Here is a 17,101-nt window from a genome sequence, read left to right as displayed (position 1 = left end):
GCGCGGCACGGCACCATGCGGCATGGAGAATGAAAGCACGATTCGTCTGGCCATATTCCTGGGCCTGTTCGCAGCACTTGCGCTGGCCGAATGGGCATGGCCACAGCGCCATCGGGTTGAAAGCCAGCCTCGCCGCTGGCTGACCAACTGGGCCATGTCGCTGCTCAACACCGGATTGTTGCGCCTGCTGGCCTTCATATTGCCCGCGCTGGCCGTGGGTGCGGCGGTGGATGCGCAATCGCTTGGCATCGGGCTGTTCAACTGGCTTGACTGGCCGCTCTGGCTGGAAGGTCTGGTGGCGGTTCTGGCGCTCGATTTCGCCATCTGGCTGCAACATCTGATTACCCATAAGGTGCCGCTACTGTGGCGGCTGCACCGGGTGCATCATGCTGACCGCGACCTCGATGTAACAACCGCCATCCGCTTTCATCCCGTTGAAATCGGCCTGTCGATGCTGCTGAAAATCGGGCTGGTCTATGCGCTCGGCCCGCATTTCGTGGCGGTGATCGTGTTTGAAATCCTGCTCAACGGCACCGCGCTGTTCACCCATGCCAATCTGCGCCTGCCCAAGCGGGTGGATGCAGCATTGCGGCTGGTGCTGGTCACGCCTGATATGCATCTCATCCATCATTCCACCAAACGCGCCGAGCATGACAGCAATTACGGCTTTGCCCTGTCGGTTTGGGACCGGATTTTTACCACCTACCGCGCGCATCCGGCACCCGATTTCACGACCGGGCTGCAATGGCAAGACGCGCGCCCGGCCAAACTGGGTTTCAGCCTGCTCCTGCCATTCTTGCGAAAATGACGGCGCTGGCGGCCGGGCTTGCGGCGCAAAAGCTGGTGGTTCTGGGCGGGTTTCACCTCACACCCAAAGACAATTTGCCGGGGCAAACCCTGCTTTTGATCGGCCCAGGCGCCGGATTCTGGCCATATTTCACCAAAAGCCCGGAATGGGCCGATGGCGCGGACAACCCGATAGACCGCTGGTCGTCGCGCATTCTGGGCGGAATCGCGGCGGCGCATGGTGGCGCGGCGCTGTTTCCCTTTGGCGGGCCGCCCTATCATCCCTTCTATCAATGGGCCTTGCGCTCGGGCCAGGCCTGGGCTTCACCCGTGGCATTGCTGGTTCACGCCACACAGGGGCTGTTCGTGTCTTACCGTGGGGCGCTGCTGCTGCCCGAAGCTCTGCCGCTGCCCGCGCCCGCCGCGCCCCCCTGTGACACATGCGCAAAGCCCTGCCTTGCGGCCTGCCCTGCTGCCGCACTGACCAAAAAAGGCTATGATGTGCCGCGCTGTCATGACCACCTGAACACGCCCCAGGGCCGTGACTGTATGGAACGGGGCTGCGCGGTGCGTCGCGCCTGCCCTGTTGGGGCAGAGCTGCGCAGCACCGCAAAATCCGCCTATCATATGCAAAGGTTTCATACATGAGTGTTGCGCTGATCCTGACCCGCCATGCCAAATCCGATTGGGACGACCCTGCCGCGACCGACCATCTGCGCGCCCTGAATGCACGCGGGCGCGCGGCGGCCACGGCTTTGGGGCGCTGGCTGCGGATGAAGGGCTGGCAGCCGGATGAAGCCCTGGTGTCGGATGCCACGCGCACGGCAGAAACCTGGATGCTGATGGCGTCTGAATGGGACAGCCCGCCGCAGGCACGTTTCATGCGCAAGCTCTATCTGGCCTCGCCCGAAACCCTGCTTGGCGCGCTGCATCATGCCAAGGCGGCGCGGCTGCAAATGCTCGCCCATAATCCGGGCATTGCCATGCTCGCCGAAATGCTTTGCGCAACGCCGCCGCAACATGCGCGGTTTACGGATTATCCGACCGGCGCAAGCCTTGTGCTGCGCTTTGATGTTGCCCGTTGGGCCGATGTCAGGCCTGGCACCGGGATTGTGCAGGACTTTGTCACCCCGGCAGATTTGCAGGCATGAAAAAGGGCGCGTTCTGCAACGCGCCCTTGGTATATTTCTGCGCCGCCCCGGACTTGATCCGGGGCCTCGACCAGCATGGCAAGCGGCCCCGGATCAAGTCCGGGGCGGCGCAGCGCCTAATGCCCGAGAATCTGGCTCAGGAACAGTTTGGTGCGCTCGTTCTGCGGATTCTTGAAGAACTCTTTGGGTTCGTTCTGCTCGACAATCTGGCCCGCATCCATGAAGATCACGCGGTTGGCCACGGCCTGGGCAAAGCCCATTTCGTGGGTGACGCAGATCATCGTCATGCCTTCTTCGGCGAGCTGGATCATGGTGTCCAGCACCTCTTTGATCATCTCCGGGTCCAGCGCCGAGGTCGGCTCGTCAAACAGCATGATGCGCGGCTTCATGCACAGCGAGCGGGCAATCGCCACACGCTGCTGCTGACCGCCTGAAAGCTGGCCGGGATATTTATGGGCCTGCTCGGGGATTTTTACCTTTTCAAGGAAATGCATGGCAATTTCATCGGCTTCCTTTTTGGGCGTTTTACGCACCCAGATCGGGGCCAATGTGCAGTTTTCAAGAATGGTCAGATGCGGGAACAGGTTGAAATGCTGAAACACCATGCCCACTTCGCGCCGCACCTTGTCGATGTTCTTGAGGTCCGAGGTCAGCTCGGTGCCATCAACAATGATCTGGCCTTTCTGATGCTCTTCCAGGCGGTTCACGCAGCGGATGAGCGTGGATTTGCCTGAACCCGAAGGACCGCAGACCACGATCCGCTCGCCCCGGTTCACTGTCAGGTTGATATCGCGCAGCACATGGAACTCGCCATACCATTTGTTCATATTGCTGATCTGGATGGCGATCTCGTCGCTGACCTGCATTTTTGAAGTGTCGATTGCAGCTTCACTCATTGGATAGCTCCTAACTTAGTGTCCGGTCTGGAGCTTGCGCTCGAGATACATGGAATAACGGGACATGGAGAAACAGAAGATAAAGAAGACCAGGGCGATAAAGCCGTAGAGCTCCCAAATGATGCCGTTCCAGGCTTGGTTGGCGCGAATGGCCGAGCTGAGGCCCAACGGGTCGAGCAGGCCGATGATGGACACAAGCGTGGTATCCTTGAACAGGCCGATGAAGGTTGAAACGATACCCGGAATCGAGATCTTCAGCGCCTGTGGCATGATGATCAGCCGCTGCGCCTGCCAGTAGTTCAGGCCAAGCGCATCTGCCGCCTCGTATTGGCCGCGCGGCAGGGCCGCCAGACCGCCGCGAATAACCTCGGCCATATAGGCAGAGGCAAACAGCGTCACCATGATCATCACGCGCAGCACAATGTCAAAGGTGGTGCCTTTGGGCAGGAAATAGCCCAGCAGCAGCGATGCGGTGAACAGCAGGGTGATCAGCGGCACACCGCGAATGAACTCGATGAAGCCCACGCACATGATCTTCACAATCGGCATATCCGACTGGCGGCCAAGCGCCAGCACAATGCCGATGGGGAAAGACAGCGCGATGCCGGTCATCCCGATGATGATGGACAGCATGAAGCCGCCAAGCTGGTTCGAAGTCACCTCGACAAAGCCGATATCGGCAATGCTGATGAACACATCAGACACCGGGACCACCGCGTAAAGCCACCAGAACAGCGCGGCAAGCACGGCGATGATGATGGCGGCAAGCGTGCCGGCCAGCTTGTCGACAACGCTAAAGACAACGGCGCTAACCACAAACCCGGCAAGCACGAATATCGGCGGCCAGATCGACCCGCCCCAGATGAGCAGATACATGATGGCCGGATAGACCGCCGTTAACAGCAGCAGTTTTTTGGGCACCGTGTCGATCAACACGGGTGCCAGCGCAATGAGCAAAAGCACGAAGGCCAGGACAGGCCGCCAGTAAAGCTCGGACGGGTAAAAGCCGAACATCAGCTGGTTGAAACGCTCGTTGATCACCGCAAAACATGCCCCATCGGCAATTTCACGGCATTCGCTCAGGCTGCTGGCATTCCAAATGGAATTGGTGAACCAGGGCAGAATTTCATAGGCAAGAAAGATGATTACCGCCGCTGAAACAATGGTCAGGATCGTATTGAACGGGCCGGAAAACAGGTTCTGGCGCAGCCAACCCACCACACCAACCTCGCCGGGGGGCGGGGCTTGCTGGGGCAGCATCTCGGTGCGGACATATGTGATGTTGGTCATATCAGCGCTCCTTCAGGGAAACTGATGAATTGTAGATATTCATCGCGAGCGAGATCAGCAGGCTGATCACCAGATAGATGAACATCATCAACAGCATACTTTCGAGTTCACGCCCGGTCTGGTTCATCGTGATACCGCCGATCGTGCCCTTGATATCCATATAGCCCACCGCAATCGCCAGTGACGAGTTTTTGGTCAGGTTCAGATATTGCGAGATCAACGGCGGAATGATGACCCGCAGCGCCTGTGGCAGAATAACCAGCTTCATCACCCGACCGGGGCGAATGCCCAGCGCGGCTGCGGCCTCGCTCTGGCCCTTGGAAATGGCCATGATGCCTGCACGCACGTTTTCCGCGATGAAGGCGCCGGTATAGAGCGCCAGCGCCAGCCATAGCGCGATGAGTGAGTTCAGAAGATGAACGCCACCCTGAAAGTTGAACCCCTTAAGCTCGGGCTTGCCCAGATACAGGCCCAGAATGAACATCAGCGCGACTATCGGCAGAATGGAGACGGCCAGGCGTTGCAGAAACGTTGCGGGGCGCACCCCGGTAGCATTTTGCACCTTGTCCGCATGGCGCTTGATGCGCGCGCTGATCCATGCGCTGGCGAACAGCACCGCAAGAATGGCCAGCAGATCATTGCTGATCTTGAAATAGTAAAGGTCAAGATTGCCAAGCGAGCGCGCGAAAAGCGGCTCGGGGAAATAGGTGCCGCGGTTGGTAACGGCCATCGAATCCCAAAGGAACATGCTGGCCGTGGGATTGTCGCCGCGAAAGGCGTTGGGGGCGGGGGTAAGCTCGGTCAACACGGCAAAGAAGGCGATGATCCACAGCAAGACCGGCACGTTACGAAAGCCTTCGATGTAAACGGTCATCAGGCGCGCGACGAGCCAGTTTTTCGACAGGCGTAACACGCCGACAAGCACACCGATAACCGTGGCCAGCAAACAGCCAAGCGACGCGACGAGCAGTGTATTCAGAATGCCAACCACCGTGGCGCGCCCATGCGTGCTGTCATTGGTATATTCGATCAGCACCTGGCTGATATCATAGCCCGCGCGGCTGGAAAGAAAGCTGAAGTTGAAGTCCTTGCCGGCTATGGCAAGATTTTCGACCGTGTTGTTGACGAGCCAGGCGACCAGCGCCAGAAATCCCAACAATGCAAAAACCTGAATTGTCATCGAGCGATAGCGTGTATCGTAGATGAGCATACTCAGGCGGAACGCCCGCGGCTCTTCCGTCAGGGTGGTCATGCCACGCCTCCTTCAACCTGTTGTGAGCTGCACATGTGATGCGACACGGTTTTTCCGGCCTGCTTGCGCACTCTGTTTATGGGTAGAGTCAATCAGGGCGCGGAAATCCGCGCCCTGATCATGAACAGTTCTTAACGGAACGGCGGTGTGTAGATCAGACCACCCTGGGTCCACTGTGCGTTCAGACCGCGCGCAATACCGATCGGGGTGCCTTCACCAATGTTGGTGGCGAAGATTTCGCCGTAGTTACCACCAGCGGCAATGGCACGTTTGGCCCATTCAGCGTCGAGGCCGAACATTGCGCCAAGATCACCTTCGTTGCCCAGAAGACGGTTGATTTCCGGGTTGTTGGTGCCCGCAGCCATTTCTTCGAGATTGGCCGAAGTGATGCCCAGCTCTTCAGCGGCGATCAGCGCATTCAGCGTCCAACGGGCGATATCGGCCCACTGGTCGTCGCCCTGGCGCACAAGCGGACCAAGCGGCTCTTTGGAGATGATTTCCGGCAGCAGCATATGTGCGTCGGCATCTTCAAAAGTGGCGCGGGTCGAAGCAAGGCCCGAAGCGTCGGTGGTGTAAACGTCGCAAGCGCCGGCCAGATACTGGGCCTGGGCTTCGGCGTTGGTTTCAATCGGCACCGGCTGATACGACATGTTGTTGGCTTTGAAATAGTCAGCCAGGTTCAACTCGGTCGTGGTGCCGGTCTGGATGCAAACGGTCGCGCCATCAAGTTCGGTCGCCGAGCTGATGCCCATATCCTTGCGGATCATGAAGCCCTGACCGTCATAGTAGTTCACGCCAACAAAGGTGAACTTCAGGTCAACGTCACGGCTGAACGTCCAGGTGGTGTTACGCGCCAGCAGGTCGATCTCGCCCGAAGCCAATGCGCTGAAACGGGTCTGGCCCGTGGTCGGCACAAAGGTTACGGCGTTGGAATCGCCCAGAACGGCAGCGGCGACCGCGCGGCAAACTGCCACGTCAAAGCCCTGCCACTGGCCGTTTGCGTCGGGTGCTGCAAAGCCGGCCAGGCCGGTGGTCACGCCGCAACGCAACGTGCCTGCAGCCTGGACATCTTCCAGCGTCGCCGCAGCAGCGGCGCCAGCCATCAAGCCAGCGGCTGTCAGCGTCCCAAAAAACAATGATTTTTTCATTTGAACCTCTTCCCTATGGTCTCAGCCCGCTCATCGCGTTTCGCGGCGAACTGGCACACTTGTTTTGCAGCCCCTTGAGGGAGTGCTGCGCGTATCTTGAAATATATGAGTAGCATAGGTCAAGACACCTATTCCAAGCGGAGAATGGTCCTATCACGGATTTTATGACAGTATTTATTACCTATATCGGCGATTTGCGCGCATGGCGTGTAAAATATCGCCCTTTTCACATTTACCGCTGGGTTGCGCCGCGCCCGTGGCAACGGATTTATCCCTTGCGACACAGGGTTGGATTTGTGCAAAGCGGGTGCTGGAATACACTGTGTATTATGCGCTTGCGAAGTGTGGATTATACACATTAAAAGGTCATTAACTGCGACCTATATGCAGATATGGCGCAGAAAATCATTCCGCCGTTTGCGTAAAAAAAACCTGCAAAATTTCCGTCAGACGCCGGGTATCGCGAATATCGAGCAGGTTGTGGTGCCAATGGCATAGGTCTTGCCGTCGTCGATGCCGCACAGCACCGATTCTGCCACACCCGTTGTGCGGCCGACATGAAGCGCACGGCCGGTTGCGCGCATCTGTTTGCCATTGGGCTGCAAGGGGCGAATGATGTTAATCTTGTATTCCAGGGTGGTATACATCTGCCCGGCCTTCAGGCGTGACTGCACCGCGCAGCCAAGGGCCGAATCAAGGATCGCCCCAAACCAGCCGCCATGCGCAAAGCCGAACGGGTTCAGCGCGCTTTCCGGCACCTGGCCTTCAAAAACAACCTCTCCCGGTTCGGCGCGCACCAGCCCAAAGCCAAGCGTTCCGGCTATGCTGGGGCCGGGGAAAGTGCCGTCGATTATTCCGTGCAAGAAGCGAATACCGTCCATTTGCGCGGCATCTGCATGGGTCAGTTTCAGATCATTCGGCATCAGGCTTCTTTCAACAGGTCCAGCATATGTGCGGCGGCGCGCATGTCGCGGCGGTGGTTGGCGGCAGCGCGCTGCGCCTCGTCATCCTCGCCCCACAAATTTGCCTGCCATGCCGCATCGAGCCGCGACAGATCAAACGCCTCATCCGCGTTCAGCCGCCCGCGCAAAACCGCAAGACCAAGCACAAGCGAGCCCGAAATCGTCACCAGATCGTGCAGCGCCGTCAGATGAAACGCATCACAGGCCGCCACGGCAGCGCCAAGCCGGACAACACTGTCGGGCGGCTGCTCGATAGGCATAACCCCGGCTTGAACGCGCAGCCTTGCGCCAAATTCCTGCGCCGCCCAGTGCAAATGCGCATCCCAATGGGCCGCCTGATGCGCGATCAGATCTTCGGGCTGCGCGGCACGATAGCACAAAAGATCGGTCGCGCCATATTCGGCCAGCATATCGGCCACGGCCTTGTGCTGCGGCGTAACCTTGTCTATGGCAGAGTTTGCCGCGCGGGTCAGCGGCATATCGGCCGGGTTCACCTTTTCAGCAACCGCGTCCCATTCCGCCGCAATGCCCTGCGCCAGAGCCTTTGTTGGCAATAGCAAGGGCGCGCGGCCCGGGGTCATCAGCCCGCGTTTGTCGAGATATACGGCAAAGCCCGCATCTTCCGGCTGCACAAAGACCGAGGTCCAGACACGTTTGTTGAACTGCGCCATGCCTAGCCCCAAAGCCGTTGCAGGGCATCATCGAGGCCCGCAAAATCATCGATCAGAAAATCGGGTTGCGCGGCTTCAAGCCGGGCGCGGCCATGATAGCCCCAAAGCACGCCGATTGTCGCAAATCCGGCATTTCGGCCCATCATAATGTCAAACTCGGTATCGCCAACAATCACACCGCGCGGCACCCCGCATTCCACCGCCGCGCTGTGCAGCATGGAAGGGTGGGGCTTGGAGGGGTGATTATCGGCGCATTGCAGCGTGGTGAAATACGCGCCAAGGTCGTGATGGTGCAGCGCATGGTCCAACCCGCGCCGCGCCTTGCCGGTGGCCACACCCAGCAGCACGCAAGGGTCGGCCGACAGCCGGTCTAGTGCTGCGCGCGCGCCGGGGTAAAGCGGGGCCGCGGCCTCGCCGCCAGCCTGTGCCCGTTGCAATACAAAAGCATCGCGGTAAGCATCAACCAGCGCGTTCAGGGCTGGCACGGCAAGCCTGGGGCGCAGCGTTTGCATCGCCTCAAAAAGCGAAAGGCCGACAATAGACAGTGCCTCGGCGGGGGGCGGGGCGGGCAGTTCGCAGGCGGCAAACGCATGGTTCATGGCAGCAAGAATGGCGGCCTGGCTGTCAATCAGCGTGCCGTCCATATCGAACACAACCAGGCGGTTTTCGCTCATTCGAACACCTTGAACGGGTCTTTCGGCGCCCATTTCAGGTTCCAGCCGAAATAGTCAAAGCTCTTTTGCATATGGTCGGGCAAGGGCGCTTCAAAAAACATCTGCTTGCCCGAAAACGGGTGCGTAAATTCGATTGAACGCGCATGAAGGTGCATTTTCCGGCTGATATCGCCGCCCAGAATGGCGCCCCAGCCATCGCCCATATTTTCCTGACCGCGCCCGCCATATTTGCCGTCACCCACGATCGGGCAGCCGATTTCGGCCAGATGCGCGCGCAATTGGTGTGTGCGCCCCGTGATGGGCGACAGGCCCAGCCAGGCGGCGCGGGTGCCGATTTTCTCGATGGTCGCAAAATCGGTGGTGGCGCGTTTGGCGCCGGGGGTTGCATCCACCTCATCGGGGTGGATGCAGGTCATCCGCTCAACCCCGATTCCGCCCTGTTTTACAAGCCCGTAGCGGATGGTGCCTGCCGCATCGACCGGGCAACCGGCCACAAGCGCCCAGTAAATTTTGCGGGTTTCCTTGGCCTGAAACGCCTTGGTCAGCAGGGCCGCAGCGCGCCCCGAGCGCGCTAAAAGCAACACGCCCGATGTATCGCGGTCGAGCCGATGCACAAGGCGCGGCTTTTCCTCAAGCTCGAATTTCAGCGCATTGGAAAGCATGTCGATATGCCGCGTTTGCCCGGTGCCACCTTGCGTGGCCACGCCCGCGGGCTTGTTCAGCACGATCAGGTGTTCGTCTTTGTAGATCACCGAATCCTGCATCAGCCTGATGTCGTCATCGCTCAGAACAACCTCGCGCGGGGTGGTTTGCGCTTCGGGCTCCGGCAGCGGTGGAATGCGGATGGTCTGGCCCGCTTCAAGCCGCGTGGCTGGCTTCACCCGCCCGCCATCGACACGGATTTCGCCCTTGCGGCACAGTTTTTCGATGCGGATTTGCGTGACATGCGGGAAATTGTTGCGAAACCAGCGGTCAAGCCGCATGTCCTGCCCATCGTCACCGACATCGCGCATCTGCACACCGCTCATGCCATTGCCCGCATCATCAGCGCCCCCAGAACCAAAGCCATGATCGACAGGATGACCGAACCGCCGATATAGCCGCCCGCCGCCAGAATGCGGCCGCGCTCGATCAGTGCAACCGCATCCAGCGAGAAGGCAGAAAACGTGGTGAAGCCGCCCAGAATGCCGGTCAGCAGGAACAGGGCGGCGCGCGGCGATTGCCCGGCCCGCTGGCTGAGCGCCACGGCCAGAGCGCCCATAAGAAAGCTGCCAATCACGTTGACGGCCAGCGTGCCCCAGGGGAAGCCCGCGCCAAACCAGCGCGCCACGGCCAGGCCGGTGCCATAGCGCCCGGCTGCCCCCAGCGCCCCACCGGCTGCGACAATCAGAAAATTCATTGCATGTTCCTTTGTTGCCGCCTGCATCGCCAATTCAGCAGCAAAAGGCAAGCCCCGGCGCCATTTTAGCCCTTGTTGCGCTGGCTGCGCAGCTTGGCAAAATAGTCGAGCCGCTTTTTAAGCTCGCGCTCGTGGCCACGCTCGACCGGCAAATAGTAAATGCCGCGCTTCATGGTTTCGGGAAAGTAGTTCTGCCCCGAAAACCCGGCCTCGGCATCATGGTCATATTCATAGCCCGCACCAAAGCCTTGGTCCCTCATCATGCCGGTTGGGGCATTCAGAATATGTTTGGGCGGTGGTTCCGAGCCGAATTTCCTGGCCGCCGCCAGTGCATTCTTGTAGGCGGCATAGGCGGCGTTCGACTTGGGCGCGAGCGCCAGATACAGCACAGCCTGAGCCAAAGCCAGCTCACCCTCGGGGCTGCCAAGCCGTTCATAGGTTTCCCAGGCATCAAGGCATTGGCGCTGTGCAGCAGGGTCGGCAAGGCCGATATCTTCAACCGCCATGCGGGTGATGCGCCGTGCGAGATAACGCGGGTCTTCGCCCCCCGTAAGCATCCGGGCGAGCCAGTAAAGTGCTGCATCCGGGTCGGACCCGCGCACCGATTTATGCAATGCCGAGATCAGGTTGTAATGCTCATCGCCCGATTTATCGTATTTTGCAGCACGGCGCGCCAGCCGCTTGGCCATCTCCTCGGGGCTGGCCACGTCTTTCCAGGTGAAGATCTGCTCCATCAGGTTCAGCAGCGCGCGGCCGTCGCCATCGGCCATGTCCAGCAACTGGCTGCGCGCCTCAGGCTTCAGTGGCAAGGCGCGGCCCATATCCTTTTCGGCGCGGGCTGCAAGCTGCTCAAGCGCCTTTGGCTCCAGCCGGTTCAGCACCAGAACCTGCGCGCGCGACAGCAGCGCGGCATTCAGCTCGAAGCTCGGGTTTTCGGTGGTCGCGCCGACGAGCAGAATCGTGCCATCTTCCATATGCGGCAGAAACCCGTCTTGCTGGGCCTTGTTGAACCGGTGGATCTCATCAACAAACAGCAGCGTGCCCTTGCCATTCTGGCGGCGGATGCGCGCCGCCTCGAACACCTTGCGCAACTCCGGCACGCCGGTGAATATCGCGCTGATCTGCACGAAATGCAGGTCGGTTTCATCGGCCAGCAGCCGCGCAATGGTGGTTTTACCCACGCCCGGCGGCCCCCAGAACACCAACGATGGCAGGTTGCCGCCATCCAGCATGGTGCGCAAGCTGCCTCCCTTGCCCAATAAATGCGCCTGCCCGATGACATCCGCCAGCTTGGCGGGGCGCAGCCGGTCGGCCAGCGGGCGTGGCGCTGAACTTGAAGCGCCGGGTTGGTCAAACAGGTCAGCCATTGATGCGCCAAACAGAGATTGGGGGGGCAGACATTGGCCCACGATTTGCGCCAAGTCTAGCACGGCGCCAAAAACAAAAAACCCCGGATCGATGACCCGGGGTTTTCCTGTGCAACCGGGGTTGCCTATTCGTCGTCGTCCATTGTCATTTCTTCGGCAAGACGAGCCTTGTCGGCGGCACCCTTGGCGGCCGGATCACGGTCGACCAGTTCGATGATCGCCATCGGCGCCATATCGCCATAGCGGAAACCGGCTTTCATCACGCGGCAATAACCGCCCGAACGTTCGGCATAGCGCGGGCCGAGTGTGCCAAACAGTTTGGCAACGGGCGCTTCTTGCTTGAGCTGTGCGAAAGCCTGACGGCGGGCGTGCAGATCGCCACGTTTGCCAAGGGTGATCAGCTTGTCGATGATGCGCTGCATCTCTTTGGCTTTGGGCAGGGTCGTCTTGATCTGCTCATGCTCGATCAGCGAATTTGCCATATTGGAGAACATCGCCTTGCGGTGTTCGTGGGTGCGGTTGAGGCGGCGGTAGCCGTTTCCGTGGTTCATTTTGCGTTTCCTTACAGTGCTTTATACTTTGTCCGGCGATGCTGCGTGTGCGTCGCTCTCCTTGGGGCGGAATGCCCGGTCGTTTGGGGGCGGTTGCCCGCCCCCGTTCTGAAAACCTAGAAATGGTCTTCGAATTTCTTGGCCAGATCTTCGATATTCTCGGGCGGCCAATCAACAATATCCATACCCAAATGCAGGCCCATTGCCGACAGGACTTCCTTGATCTCGTTCAAGGATTTGCGGCCAAAGTTGGGGGTGCGCAGCATTTCGGCTTCGGTTTTCTGAATCAGATCGCCAATATACACGATATTGTCGTTCTTGAGGCAGTTTGCCGAACGCACGGAAAGTTCCAGCTCGTCGACCTTCTTGAGCAGGAGCGGGTTGAATTCCAACTCGTCCTCATCATCGGCACGGCCAGCGGCTTCGGGCTCGTCGAAGTTCACAAAGACCGAAAGCTGGTCTTGCAGAATGCGCGCGCCATAGGCGATTGCGTCTTCCGGCGTGATCGACCCATCGGTTTCAACGGTCAGGGTCAGCTTGTCATAGTCAAGCACCTGGCCTTCGCGGGTCGGTTCAACCTTGTAGGAGCATTTCTTGACGGGAGAAAACAGCGCATCAACCGAAATCAGGCCAATCGGCGCATCTTCGGGGCGCAGTTTTTCGGCGGCCACATAGCCCTTGCCGGTGTTCACGGTCAGCTCCATGAACAGGCTTGCGCCATCATCGAGGTGGCAGATCACATGGTCACGGTTCAGCACTTCAATACCGTTGGTTTCGGCAATGTCGCCAGCGGTGACAACGCCGGGGCCGGTTGCGTTGATCGCAACGCGCTTCGGGCCTTCGACTTCCATTTTAAGCGACACGCCCTTGAGGTTCAGCACGATGTCGGTCACGTCTTCGCGCACACCGGCAACCGAGGAAAACTCGTGCAGCACATTGTCGATCTGCACCGAAGTAATCGCTGCACCTTGCAACGAGGACATCAGCACACGGCGCAGGGCGTTGCCCAGCGTCAGGCCAAAGCCACGCTCCAGTGGTTCGGCAATGGCGGTTGCAATGCGCTTGGGGTCTGCGCCGGCTTTAATGTCCAACTGCTGTGGACGAATAAGTGTCTGCCAATTCTTGTGGATCATCTTTGGCCTCCATTCTTGTCAGCGCCCGATCCGGAAGGGTGCCAACGCCCGAGGTAAACGACCATCCGGCGCACAAACTGCGCACCGGATGGCAAATCAGAATTGCTTAAACGCGGCGGCGTTTCGGCGGACGGCAGCCGTTATGGGCCATCGGCGTAACATCGCGGATGGAGCTGATCGTCAGACCAACCGCAGCCAAAGCGCGCAGCGCGCTTTCACGGCCCGAACCGGGGCCCTGCACTTCAACTTCCAGCGTCTTCATGCCGTGTTCCTGTGCCTTTTTGCCTGCATCTTCAGCCGCCATCTGCGCCGCATAGGGCGTGGATTTACGCGAGCCCTTGAAGCCCATCGTGCCTGCCGAAGACCAGGAAATCGCGTTGCCCTGGGCATCGGAGATCAGGATCTTGGTGTTGTTGAAGCTGGAGTTGATATGCGCAACACCAGAGGAGATATTTTTGCGTTCTTTACGCTTCGTCCGAACTTTTTCGCGTGCCATATGCCCTACCCCTTATTTCTTCTTGCCGGCAATGGCGACAGCTTTACCCTTGCGGGTGCGCGCATTGGTATGCGTGCGCTGGCCACGAACAGGCAGACGGCGGCGGTGGCGCAGGCCGCGATAGCAACCAAGGTCCATCAGGCGCTTGATGTTCATCTGGGTGTCGCGGCGCAGGTCGCCTTCCACCATCAGGTTGCCATCGATATGCTCGCGGATGGACAGCACTTCGGCATCCGACAGATCATTCACGCGGCGGTCCTGGGCAATGCCAACAGCCTCGCAAATGTCTTGGGCGGATTTCAGGCCAATGCCGTGAATATAGGTCAGTGCGATATGCACCCGTTTATTGGTGGGGATGTTGACCCCGGCGATACGTGCCAAATCGGCTCTCCGTTCTTTCGTTTGCGGTTCCGTAGTGCCGGAACCTTTTTTCACAATAGAACCCGCCGGGCCAAAGGCCGTGGCGGGCCGCCCCGCTACCGGGGCCGAAAGGATAGCAACCAGATTTGGGCGCAACCTTTGATTCTCTGCCATGCAGAAGAAGCGCGGAGTATAGAAACCCGCGCGCGATCGTCAAGGCCGAAATATTCGGGCTTAACGGGTGAGTATTTCGTCTATTTCACCGGCAACAGCGTCGATGCTGCCCAGCCCGTCAACCCGGTCCAACAGGCCCTTGGCATAGTAATAACCGATCAGCGGAGAGGTATCGCGGTAATAGGCCAGCAGGCGCGTGCGCAGGCTGTCTTCGTTATCGTCCTTGCGGCGGGTGAACTGCTCGACCGCGCCGCAATTGTCGCAGACATTGTGCTTCTTTGTCGGCTTGGTTTCGTCATGATAGACCGCGCCGCAATTGCTGCAGGTAAAGCGCCCGGTGATGCGGGCCACCAGCGCATCGTCATCAACGCGCATTTCGATGACATGGTGCAGCTTCAAACCCTTGCTGTCGAGCAATGCGCCCAAAGCATCGGCCTGGGCCAGCGTGCGGGGAAAGCCATCAAAGATGAAGCCCTTGCCATCGAGCGCGGGGTTGGAAAGCTGCTCGTCAATCAAGCCAATGACGATTTCATCGGTCACCAGATTGCCGGCATCCATGACCGCGGCCACGCGCTTGCCCATTGCCGTGCCGGAACTGCGCGCCGCGCGCAGCATGTCACCGGTCGACAATTGAATCATATCACGCTCGGCCACCAGACGATGCGATTGCGTGCCTTTTCCGGCACCCGGTGGTCCTAGCAGTATGATATTCATTGACGCGTTGTCCTTGCCTTGTTGCGGCTCTTGCCACGCAGTTTCGACTTTTCGATCAGCCCTTCATACTGATGCGCCAGCAGGTGCGACTGAATCTGTGTGATCGTATCCATTGTGACAGAAACCACAATCAGCAACGACGTGCCGCCAAAATAGAACGGAATTGCGAATTGTGAACGCAAAATCTCGGGCAAAAGGCTTACCGCAGCAAGATAGGTCGAGCCCAGAACCAGAATGCGCGTAACGACGTAATCCAGATATTGCGCGGTTTTTGCACCGGGGCGAATACCGGGCACAAAGCCGCCCTGCTTCTTGAGATTGTCGGCCACGTCTTCGGTTTTGAACGCCACATTTGCGGTATAGAAATAGGCGAAGAAAATGATCATCACCGCGTAGAACAGCAAATAAAGCGGCTGGCCCGGCCCCATATAGGCGGCAAGCGTTGCCCAGAAGCCCGTGCCGGATTCCGCGAAAGTGGTGGCGGTGGTAGGCAGCAGCAGCAACGAGGTTGCAAAAATTGCCGGAATAACGCCTGACGGGTTGATCTTGATCGGCAGGTGGCTCGATTCCCCGCCATACATTTTCTGCCCGACCTGGCGGCGCGGATACTGGATATGGATCTTGCGCAAGGCGCGCTCGACAAACACCACAAGCGCCATGACCGCAACGACCATGACAATCACCGCCAGTATGACCGGGGTGGAAATCTGGCCCGAGCGGCCCGAGGCCAGGAATTGCGCGATTGCGGCGGGCAGTTCGGCCACGATGCCGACAAAGATGATCAGCGAAATGCCATTGCCGATGCCGCGCGCGGTAATCTGCTCGCCCAGCCACATCAGGAACAGGGTGCCGCCGACCAGCGTGATCATGCAGGCGGCCTGAAAATACAGGCCCGGATCAACCGCAAGCCCCTGGCTCTCAATCCCTCGGGCAATGGCGTAAGATTGGAATATTGCCAGCAATACCGTGCCGAAACGGGTGTATTGGTTCAGCTTCTTGCGGCCCTGCTCGCCCTCTTTCTTCAACTGTTCCCAGGCGGGGATCATCGAGGCCAGAAGCTGCACGATGATCGAGGCCGAGATATAGGGCATGATGCCGAGCGCGAAAATCGCCATACGCGACACCGCACCGCCGGTAAACATGTTGAGAATGCCGCCAATGCCCGATTGCTGGCTTTCAAAGAAGGTCTTGAGTTGCACCGCGTCGATGCCGGGCACCGGAATGAATGTGCCGATGCGATAAACGATCAGCAATCCAATCGCAAAAAGAATGCGCTGCTGCAATTCCTTGGCCTTGCCAAAGGTGCCCCAGCTCATGTTTGCGGCCATTTGTTCAGCTACCGATGCCATTCAGGCTCTCCCATGATTGCGCCGCCAAACCCCGGTTGGGATGTGACGGCGCATAAATGCTTCTCACGATGTAAGCCTTGCAGGCCCGGCCTGCAAGGCATGGCGCGCCGTATGTTAGGCGGCAGGCAGGTTCACCTTGCCGCCAGCCTTCTCGACAGCCTCGACCGCAGCCTTGGAGGCGCCGGTCACTGTAATGTCGAGTTTCGCCTTGATCTCGCCCTTGGCAAGCAGGCGGATGCCGTCGAGCTTGCGGCGCACAAGGCCGCTTTCCACCAGCAGATCTTCGGTGATCGCCGCTTTGGCGTCAATCTTGCCAGCGTCGATGAATTTCTGCAGGATCGACAGGTTCACCACCGCGAAATGCTTGGCATTGGGCTTGTTGAAGCCACGCTTGGGCAGACGCTGGTAAAGCGGCATCTGGCCACCCTCGTAGCCACCAATCGCCACACCCGAACGGGATTTCTGGCCCTTGATGCCACGACCGGCGGTTTTACCCTTGCCCGAACCGGGGCCACGGGCTTTGCGCTTCTTGGATTTGGATGCACCGTCATTGTCGTGCAATTCGTGAAGTTTCATGTCGCTTCTCCTCTGCCGGAACTACCCTCCAGCGACGGAGCGGGCAAACACGGCGTTAAAACTGAATCTGGCGGGCCATAATGGCCCAAAACAGGTGGTGGCGGGCCATGATGGCCCAAAAAAGTGGTGGCGGGCCATGATGGCCCGCCGGG

20 protein-coding genes are annotated in these 17,101 nt (G+C 59.2%); 3 read left to right on the top strand and 17 right to left on the bottom strand.

Going from position 1 to position 17,101, the window contains the following annotated elements; all coding sequences use genetic code 11:
* Positions 1 to 22 precede the first annotated feature (22 nt).
* From LGT41_RS07155 to LGT41_RS07145, 3 genes are read left to right on the top strand one after another with little or no spacing between them, the layout of a single operon-like run.
* Positions 23 to 808, top strand: a complete 786-nt coding sequence (locus tag LGT41_RS07155) for a sterol desaturase family protein (protein WP_274129430.1) — start codon at positions 23 to 25, stop codon at positions 806 to 808.
* Positions 805 to 1,434, top strand: a complete 630-nt coding sequence (locus LGT41_RS07150; RefSeq protein ID WP_274129429.1) for a ferredoxin — start codon at positions 805 to 807, stop codon at positions 1,432 to 1,434. Before LGT41_RS07155 ends, LGT41_RS07150 begins: the two co-directional genes overlap by 4 nt.
* Positions 1,431 to 1,937 carry a SixA phosphatase family protein gene (locus LGT41_RS07145; protein WP_274129428.1) on the top strand — a complete coding sequence of 169 codons (507 nt, stop codon included), beginning with the start codon at positions 1,431 to 1,433 and terminating at the stop codon, positions 1,935 to 1,937. The genes LGT41_RS07150 and LGT41_RS07145 overlap by 4 nt, the downstream gene beginning before the upstream one ends.
* A gap of 116 nt (positions 1,938 to 2,053) precedes the next feature.
* Here LGT41_RS07145 and LGT41_RS07140 read toward each other — a convergent pair whose 3' ends face one another.
* The 17 genes from LGT41_RS07140 to rplO all read right to left on the bottom strand — a co-directional run bounded on the left by LGT41_RS07140 (position 2,054) and on the right by rplO (position 16,949).
* Positions 2,054 to 2,833: an amino acid ABC transporter ATP-binding protein gene (locus LGT41_RS07140; RefSeq protein ID WP_274129427.1), complete on the bottom strand. Its 780-nt coding sequence runs from the start codon at positions 2,831 to 2,833 to the stop codon at positions 2,054 to 2,056.
* Between the two features lie 15 nt (positions 2,834 to 2,848).
* Positions 2,849 to 4,123 (bottom strand): amino acid ABC transporter permease, encoded by a 1,275-nt coding sequence (locus LGT41_RS07135; RefSeq protein ID WP_274129425.1) that lies wholly within the window; start codon positions 4,121 to 4,123, stop codon positions 2,849 to 2,851.
* Between the two features lies 1 nt (position 4,124).
* Positions 4,125 to 5,375, bottom strand: coding sequence for an amino acid ABC transporter permease (locus LGT41_RS07130; protein WP_274129424.1), 1,251 nt, complete (start codon positions 5,373 to 5,375; stop codon positions 4,125 to 4,127).
* 131 nt (positions 5,376 to 5,506) lie between these two features.
* Entirely contained in the window at positions 5,507 to 6,523 is a 1,017-nt protein-coding gene (locus tag LGT41_RS07125) for an amino acid ABC transporter substrate-binding protein (RefSeq protein WP_274129423.1), read from the bottom strand.
* A 446-nt stretch (positions 6,524 to 6,969) separates the two neighbouring features.
* Positions 6,970 to 7,446, bottom strand: a complete 477-nt coding sequence (locus LGT41_RS07120; protein ID WP_274129422.1) for a PaaI family thioesterase — start codon at positions 7,444 to 7,446, stop codon at positions 6,970 to 6,972.
* Positions 7,446 to 8,156 carry an ATP12 family chaperone protein gene (locus tag LGT41_RS07115; RefSeq protein WP_274129421.1) on the bottom strand — a complete coding sequence of 237 codons (711 nt, stop codon included), beginning with the start codon at positions 8,154 to 8,156 and terminating at the stop codon, positions 7,446 to 7,448. Before LGT41_RS07115 ends, LGT41_RS07120 begins: the two co-directional genes overlap by 1 nt.
* A gap of 2 nt (positions 8,157 to 8,158) precedes the next feature.
* The gene (locus tag LGT41_RS07110; RefSeq protein ID WP_274129420.1) at positions 8,159 to 8,830 is read right to left on the bottom strand and encodes an HAD-IA family hydrolase; all 672 of its coding nucleotides are present in this window, start codon (positions 8,828 to 8,830) and stop codon (positions 8,159 to 8,161) included.
* Positions 8,827 to 9,858 (bottom strand): RluA family pseudouridine synthase, encoded by a 1,032-nt coding sequence (locus LGT41_RS07105; protein ID WP_274129419.1) that lies wholly within the window; start codon positions 9,856 to 9,858, stop codon positions 8,827 to 8,829. The genes LGT41_RS07110 and LGT41_RS07105 overlap by 4 nt, the downstream gene beginning before the upstream one ends.
* Positions 9,855 to 10,229, bottom strand: a complete 375-nt coding sequence (gene crcB, locus LGT41_RS07100) for a fluoride efflux transporter CrcB (RefSeq protein ID WP_274129418.1) — start codon at positions 10,227 to 10,229, stop codon at positions 9,855 to 9,857. The genes LGT41_RS07105 and crcB overlap by 4 nt, the downstream gene beginning before the upstream one ends.
* Positions 10,230 to 10,294: 65 nt before the next feature.
* Entirely contained in the window at positions 10,295 to 11,596 is a 1,302-nt protein-coding gene (locus LGT41_RS07095; protein ID WP_274129417.1) for a replication-associated recombination protein A, read from the bottom strand.
* A 125-nt stretch (positions 11,597 to 11,721) separates the two neighbouring features.
* Positions 11,722 to 12,147, bottom strand: coding sequence for a 50S ribosomal protein L17 (gene rplQ / locus LGT41_RS07090; protein ID WP_274129416.1), 426 nt, complete (start codon positions 12,145 to 12,147; stop codon positions 11,722 to 11,724).
* A 116-nt stretch (positions 12,148 to 12,263) separates the two neighbouring features.
* Positions 12,264 to 13,280: a DNA-directed RNA polymerase subunit alpha gene (locus LGT41_RS07085; RefSeq protein WP_274129415.1), complete on the bottom strand. Its 1,017-nt coding sequence runs from the start codon at positions 13,278 to 13,280 to the stop codon at positions 12,264 to 12,266.
* 106 nt (positions 13,281 to 13,386) lie between these two features.
* The gene (gene rpsK / locus LGT41_RS07080) at positions 13,387 to 13,776 is read right to left on the bottom strand and encodes a 30S ribosomal protein S11 (protein WP_274129414.1); all 390 of its coding nucleotides are present in this window, start codon (positions 13,774 to 13,776) and stop codon (positions 13,387 to 13,389) included.
* 12 nt (positions 13,777 to 13,788) lie between these two features.
* Positions 13,789 to 14,157 (bottom strand): 30S ribosomal protein S13, encoded by a 369-nt coding sequence (gene rpsM, locus LGT41_RS07075; protein WP_274129413.1) that lies wholly within the window; start codon positions 14,155 to 14,157, stop codon positions 13,789 to 13,791.
* A 213-nt stretch (positions 14,158 to 14,370) separates the two neighbouring features.
* Positions 14,371 to 15,024, bottom strand: a complete 654-nt coding sequence (locus LGT41_RS07070) for an adenylate kinase (protein ID WP_274129412.1) — start codon at positions 15,022 to 15,024, stop codon at positions 14,371 to 14,373.
* Complete coding sequence (secY, locus tag LGT41_RS07065) at positions 15,021 to 16,373, bottom strand: preprotein translocase subunit SecY (RefSeq protein ID WP_274129411.1); 1,353 nt, start codon at positions 16,371 to 16,373, stop codon at positions 15,021 to 15,023. Before secY ends, LGT41_RS07070 begins: the two co-directional genes overlap by 4 nt.
* Positions 16,374 to 16,487: 114 nt before the next feature.
* Complete coding sequence (rplO, locus tag LGT41_RS07060) at positions 16,488 to 16,949, bottom strand: 50S ribosomal protein L15 (protein ID WP_274129410.1); 462 nt, start codon at positions 16,947 to 16,949, stop codon at positions 16,488 to 16,490.
* Positions 16,950 to 17,101: the final 152 nt, after the last annotated feature.

Origin of the sequence: Abyssibius alkaniclasticus, from assembly GCF_020447305.1 — a bacterium.
GTDB lineage: Bacteria > Pseudomonadota > Alphaproteobacteria > Rhodobacterales > Rhodobacteraceae > Abyssibius > Abyssibius alkaniclasticus.
Note: the sequence above shows the minus strand (reverse complement) of the source record. Positions and strands in the feature narration are given on the sequence as shown.

Excerpts from the sequence above, each read along its gene's own strand:
- LGT41_RS07115 (WP_274129421.1), bottom strand. The coding sequence starts at position 8,156 with ATGGCGCAGTTCAACAAACGTGTCTGGACCTCGGTCTTTGTGCAGCCG.
- LGT41_RS07155 (WP_274129430.1), top strand. The coding sequence starts at position 23 with ATGGAGAATGAAAGCACGATTCGTCTGGCCATATTCCTGGGCCTGTTC.
- LGT41_RS07125 (WP_274129423.1), bottom strand. The coding sequence starts at position 6,523 with ATGAAAAAATCATTGTTTTTTGGGACGCTGACAGCCGCTGGCTTGATG.
- LGT41_RS07120 (WP_274129422.1), bottom strand. The coding sequence starts at position 7,446 with ATGCCGAATGATCTGAAACTGACCCATGCAGATGCCGCGCAAATGGAC.
- LGT41_RS07130 (WP_274129424.1), bottom strand. The coding sequence starts at position 5,375 with ATGACCACCCTGACGGAAGAGCCGCGGGCGTTCCGCCTGAGTATGCTC.
- LGT41_RS07110 (WP_274129420.1), bottom strand. The coding sequence starts at position 8,830 with ATGAGCGAAAACCGCCTGGTTGTGTTCGATATGGACGGCACGCTGATT.
- rplQ (WP_274129416.1), bottom strand. The coding sequence starts at position 12,147 with ATGAACCACGGAAACGGCTACCGCCGCCTCAACCGCACCCACGAACAC.
- LGT41_RS07145 (WP_274129428.1), top strand. The coding sequence starts at position 1,431 with ATGAGTGTTGCGCTGATCCTGACCCGCCATGCCAAATCCGATTGGGAC.
- LGT41_RS07095 (WP_274129417.1), bottom strand. The coding sequence starts at position 11,596 with ATGGCTGACCTGTTTGACCAACCCGGCGCTTCAAGTTCAGCGCCACGC.
- LGT41_RS07105 (WP_274129419.1), bottom strand. The coding sequence starts at position 9,858 with ATGAGCGGTGTGCAGATGCGCGATGTCGGTGACGATGGGCAGGACATG.
- rpsK (WP_274129414.1), bottom strand. The coding sequence starts at position 13,776 with ATGGCACGCGAAAAAGTTCGGACGAAGCGTAAAGAACGCAAAAATATC.
- secY (WP_274129411.1), bottom strand. The coding sequence starts at position 16,373 with ATGGCATCGGTAGCTGAACAAATGGCCGCAAACATGAGCTGGGGCACC.
- LGT41_RS07140 (WP_274129427.1), bottom strand. The coding sequence starts at position 2,833 with ATGAGTGAAGCTGCAATCGACACTTCAAAAATGCAGGTCAGCGACGAG.
- LGT41_RS07135 (WP_274129425.1), bottom strand. The coding sequence starts at position 4,123 with ATGACCAACATCACATATGTCCGCACCGAGATGCTGCCCCAGCAAGCC.
- LGT41_RS07150 (WP_274129429.1), top strand. The coding sequence starts at position 805 with ATGACGGCGCTGGCGGCCGGGCTTGCGGCGCAAAAGCTGGTGGTTCTG.
- rplO (WP_274129410.1), bottom strand. The coding sequence starts at position 16,949 with ATGAAACTTCACGAATTGCACGACAATGACGGTGCATCCAAATCCAAG.
- LGT41_RS07085 (WP_274129415.1), bottom strand. The coding sequence starts at position 13,280 with ATGATCCACAAGAATTGGCAGACACTTATTCGTCCACAGCAGTTGGAC.
- LGT41_RS07070 (WP_274129412.1), bottom strand. The coding sequence starts at position 15,024 with ATGAATATCATACTGCTAGGACCACCGGGTGCCGGAAAAGGCACGCAA.
- crcB (WP_274129418.1), bottom strand. The coding sequence starts at position 10,229 with ATGAATTTTCTGATTGTCGCAGCCGGTGGGGCGCTGGGGGCAGCCGGG.